Raw genomic sequence first — 7022 nt, forward strand, 5'->3', positions numbered from 1 at the left:
AGTCAATTCCATATCGACTGACAGAAAGCTTTCGCGAGCAGGCTCGCTCCCACAGGTTTGGGGATACCCGCAATTATTCCGCGTTACACAACGCCAGGCAGTTATCCAGCATGCGGTTGGAGAAGCCCCATTCGTTGTCGTACCAGGCCAGCACCTTGAGCAACTTGCCGCTGACTTTGGTGTGGTTGGCGTCGAAGATCGACGACAGCGGGTTGTGGTTGAAGTCGCTGGAAACCAGCGGCAAGGTGTTGTAGCCGAGGATTTTCGAATGCTGGCTGGCCGCTTTCAGCAGGGCGTTGACTTCGTCGGCGCTGGCCTCTTGCTTCAGTTGCACGGTGAGGTCGACCAGCGACACGTTGATCACCGGTACGCGCACGGCCATGCCGGTCAGTTTGCCGGCCAGTTCCGGCAGCACCAGGCCCACCGCTTCGGCAGCGCCGGTCTTGCTCGGGATCATGTTCTGCGTGGCCGAACGGGCGCGGTACGGGTCGCTGTGATAGACGTCGGTAAGGTTCTGGTCGTTGGTGTAGGCGTGGATGGTGGTCATCAGACCGCTCTCGATGCCCAGCTCGCGATGCAGCACCTGCGCCACTGGCGCGAGGCAGTTGGTGGTGCACGAAGCGTTGGAGATGATCTGGTGCGACTGGCGCAGAATGTCGTGGTTGACGCCGTAAACGACGGTGGCATCGGCGCCTTTGGCCGGAGCGGAGATGATCACTTTGCGGGCGCCGGCGCTGATGTGCGCGGCGGCTTTGGCACGGTCGGTGAACAGACCGGTGCATTCGAAGACCACGTCGATCTTTTCCGCGGCCCATGGCAGGTCGGCCGGGTTGCGAATGGCGCTGACCGCGATGCGGTCGCCATTGACCGTCAGGCTTTCGTTATCGTGGGCCACTTCGGCGTCGAACGTGCCGTGGACGGTGTCATATTTGAGCAGATGGGCATTGATCGAACTGTCACCCAGATCGTTGATCGCGACGATCTGCAGGTCTTGACGATAGCCTTGGGTATACAGTGCGCGCAGGACATTACGGCCGATGCGGCCAAAACCATTGATTGCGATTCGAAGAGTCATGGAACAGCGCCGCCGTCGTTTTGTTGTTGGAATTACAAGATTATTCGCATAAAAATAGAAAACAAGCCTTTTTAGTGGCAATATTTTGTTTTATCTACAACGAGTGACCTGAATCAACTGGTCCGAATGGTCAAAAAAGCCGTCTGTCATTCCAACAACAACGGCGTTTGACCAGCATAGACAATCAGGTCGCCACATCCGTTAGCCTGGAGTTCTACACATGCATCCCCGCGTTCTTGAGGTCACCGAACGGCTTATCGCCCGCAGCCGCGCCACGCGTCAGGCTTACCTTGCACTGATTCGCGGCGCCGCCACCGACGGGCCGATGCGCGGCAAGCTGCAATGCGCCAACTTCGCCCACGGCGTGGCCGGGTGCGGCACGGAAGACAAGCACAGCCTGCGGATGATGAACTCGGCGAACATCGCCATTGTGTCTTCGTATAACGACATGCTTTCGGCGCATCAGCCATACGAAGTTTTCCCACAACAGATCAAGAACGCCCTGCGCGAGATCGGCTCGGTCGGCCAGTTCGCCGGCGGCACTCCGGCGATGTGTGACGGCGTGACCCAGGGCGAGCCGGGCATGGAACTGAGCCTGCCAAGTCGCGAAGTGATCGCCATGTCGACCGCCGTGGCGCTGTCGCACAACATGTTCGATGGTGCGCTGATGCTCGGCATCTGCGACAAGATTGTTCCGGGCCTGATGATGGGCTCGCTGCGCTTCGGTCATTTGCCAACGATCTTTGTCCCGGGCGGGCCGATGGTTTCGGGGATTTCCAACAAGGAAAAAGCCGACGTCCGCCAGAAGTACGCCGAAGGCAAGGCCACCCGTGAAGAGCTGCTGGAATCGGAGATGAAGTCCTACCACAGCCCGGGCACCTGCACGTTCTACGGCACCGCCAACACCAACCAGTTGCTGATGGAAGTCATGGGCCTGCACTTGCCGGGCGCGTCCTTCGTCAACCCGAACACACCGTTGCGCGACGCGCTGACCCGCGAAGCCGCGCACCAGGTCACGCGCCTGACCAAGCAGAACGGCAACTTCATGCCGATCGGCGAAATCGTCGACGAGAAGGCGCTGGTCAACTCCATCGTTGCCCTGCACGCCACTGGCGGCTCGACCAACCACACCCTGCACATGCCGGCCATCGCCATGGCCGCGGGCATTCAACTGACCTGGCAAGACATGGCCGACCTCTCCGAAGTCGTGCCGACTCTGAGCCACGTCTACCCGAACGGGAAAGCTGATATCAATCACTTCCAGGCCGCCGGCGGCATGTCGTTCCTGATTCGCGAACTGCTCGGCGCCGGTCTGCTGCACGAAGACGTCAACACCGTGCTCGGTCATGGCCTGAGCCAGTACACCAAGGAACCGTTCCTCGATAACGGTGAGCTGGTCTGGCGCGAAGGCCCGACTGACAGCCTCGACGAAAACATCCTCCGTCCGGTATCCCGTGCGTTCTCGCAAGAAGGCGGACTGCGGGTGATGGAAGGCAATCTCGGTCGCGGCGTGATGAAAGTGTCTGCCGTCGCGCTGGAAAACCAGATCGTCGAAGCACCGGCGATGGTCTTCCAGGATCAGCAGGATCTGGCCGATGCGTTCAAGGCCGGTCTGCTGGAGAAGGATTTTGTCGCGGTGATGCGCTTCCAGGGCCCGCGTTCCAACGGCATGCCGGAGCTGCACAAGATGACGCCGTTCCTCGGCGTGCTGCAGGATCGCGGCTTTAAAGTCGCGCTGGTGACCGACGGGCGCATGTCCGGCGCGTCAGGGAAAATCCCGGCGGCGATTCACGTCAGCCCCGAAGCTTATGTCGGTGGCGCTTTGGCGCGGGTGCAAGAGGGCGATATCATCCGCGTCGATGGCGTCAAAGGCACCTTGGAACTGAAGGTCGACGCCGCCGAATTTGCAGCGCGCGAACCTGCCAAGGGCCTGTTGGGCAACAACATTGGCAGCGGCCGCGAGCTGTTTGGCTTCATGCGCATGGCCTTCAGCTCGGCGGAGCAGGGCGCCAGCGCCTTCACTTCTGCCCTGGAGACGCTTAATTGAAACTGGCTTTGGTCGGTGACATCGGAGGCACCAACGCGCGTTTCGCGTTGTGGCAAAACCAGCAACTGCAATCGGTTCAGGTGCTGGCCACGGCCGACTTCGCCACGCCGGAAGAGGCGATCGGCCTGTACCTGAGCGGGCTTGGCCTGGCGCCGGGTTCAATCGGTTCGGTGTGCCTGTCGGTGGCGGGACCGGTGAGCGGCGACGAATTCAAGTTCACCAACAATCACTGGCGGCTGAGTCGCAGCGCGTTCTGCAAGACCTTGCAGGTCGACCAATTGTTGCTGACCAACGACTTCTCGGCGATGGCACTGGGCATGACTCGTTTGCAGCCGGGCGAATTCCGCGTGGTCTGCGAAGGCACGCCGGAGCCGTTGCGCCCGGCGGTGGTGATCGGCCCGGGCACTGGCCTGGGTGTCGGCACCCTGCTCGATCTCGGCGGAGGTCGCTTTGCCGCGCTGCCGGGCGAGGGCGGCCACGTCGACCTGCCACTGAGCAGCCCGCGGGAAACGCAATTGTGGCAGCACATCCACAACGAGATCGGCCATGTCAGCGCGGAAACCGCATTGAGCGGCGGCGGCCTGCCGCGGCTGTACCGGGCGATCTGTGCGGTGGATGGCCATGAGCCGACGCTCGAGACGCCGGAAGCCATCACTGCCGCCGGCCTTGCCGGTGACTTCGGCGTTGGCCAGTTCTTCCTGCATCTTGGCCATTTTTTCCTGCATCTGCTGCGCCTGCTTCATCAGGCCGGCCATGCCACCTTTCATCATGGGAATCACCTCAAACGTACTTGGATAAAACAGCGCCCGGCCATCGCGGCCGAGCGCCTTCAGTTATTAGCCTTGGGTGACCAAGGCGTCGACAGGTTCAATAGTATCGCTTCGCACCACCGCACCGAACTGCTGAACCATCTGCTGGATGAACGGATCACCATGGATCGATTCCTCCGCCTCGCGCTGCCGATTGGCGCGGCGACGGGAAGCGGCCTGGGCCGGGGTTTCCTGTTCGGGTTTGATCAGCTCGATGGTCAGCGTCAGCGTGCGCCCGTGGAACTGGTTCAACGCGTCGTTGAGACGACGCTGTTGCGTAGTGTTGAACAGTGCGCTGTGAGCCGGATCAAGGTGCATCAGCCAATTATCGCCGTCGACCGCAATCAAGGTGCAGTTGGCGGCGATGCTGCCGGTCATGCCGGAAATCGGCAGTTTCGGGAACAGCTCCAGCCACTGAAGGGCCAGACCGGTTGCCGGCGCGGCGGCAGGTTCCGGCTCGGGTTCAGGTTCGGGATCGGCGGCGTGTTCGCTGGCCAGTTCGTCGAGATAGCTGTAGGCCGAATCCATGTCCGGCTCGATGTAGTCCTCGTCCAGCGGCGGTTCGTCGTCCATGTCCATGCCTGGCGTGGCGGCATCGACGTCAGCGACGGACGGCTCGGGAATCGGCGCGGCGGCCCACTCCGGCGCGTCCGGCACCACGCTGTCCGGGGTTGGCAACGGCATTGGCGGCAGCTCGGGCTGTTCGCCAGCGGTTTCCAGCACCGGCTCGACGGCAGGTTGCTGTGCCGGCGCCGGCTCAGGCTCGGGCTCGGCTTCAACCGGGTCGTTCCACGGCAGATCGACCACGGCTTCTACGGCGACCGGCTCAGGCTCCGGTTGCGCTTCGACAACCGGCGCAACAGGTTCCGGCTCGGCAGTCGGCGCGGTTATCGGCGCAGGCTCAGCCACGGGCGCTGGCGCAACAACCGCAGCGACCACCGGCGCAGGCTTCGGCGCGGCAGCCACGGAGTTTGCGGAATCAACTGTGGCCTGGCTGATCCCCACTGGCTTTAGCGGTTGCCTCGGCGCGTCCGCCGTATCCGCGGGTCGGAACGCCAGCATTCGCAGCAGGACCATCTCGAAGCCGCCACGCGGGTCCGGCGCCAGCGGCAAGTCGCGGCGGCCAATCAGGCCCATCTGGTAATAGAACTGCACGTCCTCGGCCGGCAACGCCTGGGCCAAAGCCAACACCCGATCACGGTCGCCGTGGCCGTTGTCGACGCCTTCCGGCAGCGCCTGAGCGATGGCCACACGGTGCAGCACGTTGAGAATTTCCGAGAGCACGCCGTTCCAGTCCGGACCTTGCTCGGCCAGATGCCGCACGGCTTCGAGCAGCGCCTTGGCGTCACCTTCGATCAATGAATGCAGGACGTCGTAGACCTGACCGTGATCCAGGGTGCCGAGCATCGCCCGTACGTCAGTAGCCAGCACCTTGCCTTCGCCGAAGGCAATGGCCTGATCGGTCAGGCTCATGGCGTCGCGCATCGAGCCGTCAGCAGCGCGGCCAAGCAGCCACAGTGCATCGTCTTCAAACGGTACGTTTTCCGCCGTGAGCACGTGGGTCAAATGCTCGACCACACGCTCGGGCGTCATGTTCTTCAGGGAGAACTGCAGGCAGCGCGAAAGAATCGTTGCCGGAAGTTTCTGCGGATCGGTGGTCGCCAGGATGAACTTGACGTAGGGCGGCGGCTCTTCAAGGGTTTTCAGCAGCGCATTGAAGGAATGGCTGGAAAGCATGTGCACTTCGTCGATCAGGTAGACCTTGAAGCGCCCACGGCTTGGCGCGTACTGCACGTTGTCGAGCAGTTCGCGGGTGTCTTCGACCTTGGTGCGGCTGGCGGCGTCGATCTCGATCAGGTCGACGAAACGGCCTTCGTCGATCTCGCGGCACACCGAACATTCGCCGCAGGGGCTGGAGGTGATACCGGTCTCGCAGTTCAGGCACTTGGCAATGATCCGCGCGATGGTGGTCTTGCCGACCCCGCGCGTCCCGGTGAACAGGTAGGCGTGGTGCAGCCGCTGGCTGTCCAAGGCATTGATCAGAGCCTTGAGCACATGGGTCTGGCCGACCATTTCGCGGAACGAGCGCGGACGCCATTTACGTGCAAGAACCTGATAACTCATCGAAAACCGTCGCAGCGAAGGAAGCAGAAGCGGCTAATGCTAGCGGAGCAAGGGCAAAATTGCATCCGGTGTCCTCGTCTAATATGGCTAAGCTGCATCAGCAGAGGCTTTTATCGGCTCGGGACGGCGAATGACCGGAGCGTTTATGCGGTGGGCCCTGGGGGCATTGCTGGGAATCAGCCTCAACGCGATGGCAGCGCAAGCGCCGTTGCGCTTCGCCGTGCCGGACAGCTGGGCGATGCCGATGGTGCAACTGGAAAGCGGCAGGCCGACCCAGGGCATCCTGCACGACATCCTCCTCAGCCTGGCGACCCAGGTCGGCGCGCCGGCGCAGTTCATCGTCCTGCCGCGCGCACGGGTCCAGAGCGCCATGGAACACGGCGACATCGACGTGCGCTGCTATGCCGCACAGTCGTGGCTGCCGAATCAGTCCGGCGATTACATCTGGAGCGTGCCGCTGTGGTTTCAGCGCGACCTGCTGGTGAGCCGCGAAGATAAATCGGCGCAGATCAATCCCGCCGATCTGCCGCGACAGGCCATCGGCACCGTCCTCGGTTACAGCTACCCGACGCTGCAATCACTGTTCGACACCGACCGGTTGCAACGCGAAGACGCGCGCAATCAGGAACAGGTGCTGGAAAAGCTCCTCGCCGGCCGTTATCGCTACGCGGTGAGCAATCAGTGGACGCTGGACTGGATCAATCAGCGCCTGCTGCCGGAGCAGCAGTTGCGAGGGGTCGCGGTGCTGCAGGAACAGCATATCGGCTGCTATGTGAGGAACGACCCGAAGGTACCGGTGCAGCGGATTCTGCGCACGTTGCTGCGGATGAAAATGTCCGGCGAGATAGATGAGATCATCCGGCTCTACACCGGCACCTCCCAACACACCCCATAACCCTGTAGGAGTGAGCCTGCTCGCGATAGCGGTGTATCAGTCAAATGATGATTGGCTGGCCGGACGCTATCG

General features: G+C 62.2%; 4 protein-coding genes and 2 pseudogenes. 3 read left to right on the forward strand and 3 right to left on the reverse strand.

Annotation, left to right across the window (positions count from 1 at the left end):
- Window positions 1-73 precede the first annotated feature (73 nt).
- Complete coding sequence (gene gap, locus DCO47_RS24675) at window positions 74-1075, reverse strand: type I glyceraldehyde-3-phosphate dehydrogenase (RefSeq protein ID WP_116659125.1); 1002 nt, start codon at window positions 1073-1075, stop codon at window positions 74-76.
- A 220-nt stretch (window positions 1076-1295) separates the two neighbouring features.
- Between gap and edd the strand changes: the two genes are divergently transcribed.
- Together edd and DCO47_RS24685 are read left to right on the forward strand one after the other, a co-directional pair.
- The gene (gene edd, locus DCO47_RS24680) at window positions 1296-3122 is read left to right on the forward strand and encodes a phosphogluconate dehydratase (RefSeq protein ID WP_016773527.1); all 1827 of its coding nucleotides are present in this window, start codon (window positions 1296-1298) and stop codon (window positions 3120-3122) included.
- Window positions 3119-3799 (forward strand): annotated as a pseudogene (locus DCO47_RS24685) (glucokinase); the annotation flags it as partial. The gene edd and the pseudogene DCO47_RS24685, both read left to right, overlap by 4 nt.
- Here the strand turns inward: DCO47_RS24685 and DCO47_RS24690 are convergent.
- Both DCO47_RS24690 and dnaX read right to left on the reverse strand, forming a co-directional pair.
- Window positions 3782-3892, reverse strand: a pseudogene (locus DCO47_RS24690) (YbaB/EbfC family nucleoid-associated protein); the annotation flags it as partial. The pseudogenes DCO47_RS24685 and DCO47_RS24690 overlap by 18 nt on opposite strands.
- Before the next feature lie 66 nt (window positions 3893-3958).
- Entirely contained in the window at window positions 3959-6055 is a 2097-nt protein-coding gene (dnaX, locus tag DCO47_RS24695; RefSeq protein ID WP_116659126.1) for a DNA polymerase III subunit gamma/tau, read from the reverse strand.
- Window positions 6056-6200: 145 nt separating this feature from the next.
- Between dnaX and DCO47_RS24700 the strand changes: the two genes are divergently transcribed.
- Window positions 6201-6950 (forward strand): ABC transporter substrate-binding protein, encoded by a 750-nt coding sequence (locus DCO47_RS24700; RefSeq protein WP_083353210.1) that lies wholly within the window; start codon window positions 6201-6203, stop codon window positions 6948-6950.
- Window positions 6951-7022 lie beyond the last annotated feature (72 nt).

The organism is Pseudomonas sp. NDM, from assembly GCF_003105095.1.
Taxonomy (GTDB): Bacteria; Pseudomonadota; Gammaproteobacteria; order Pseudomonadales; family Pseudomonadaceae; genus Aquipseudomonas; species Aquipseudomonas moraviensis_A.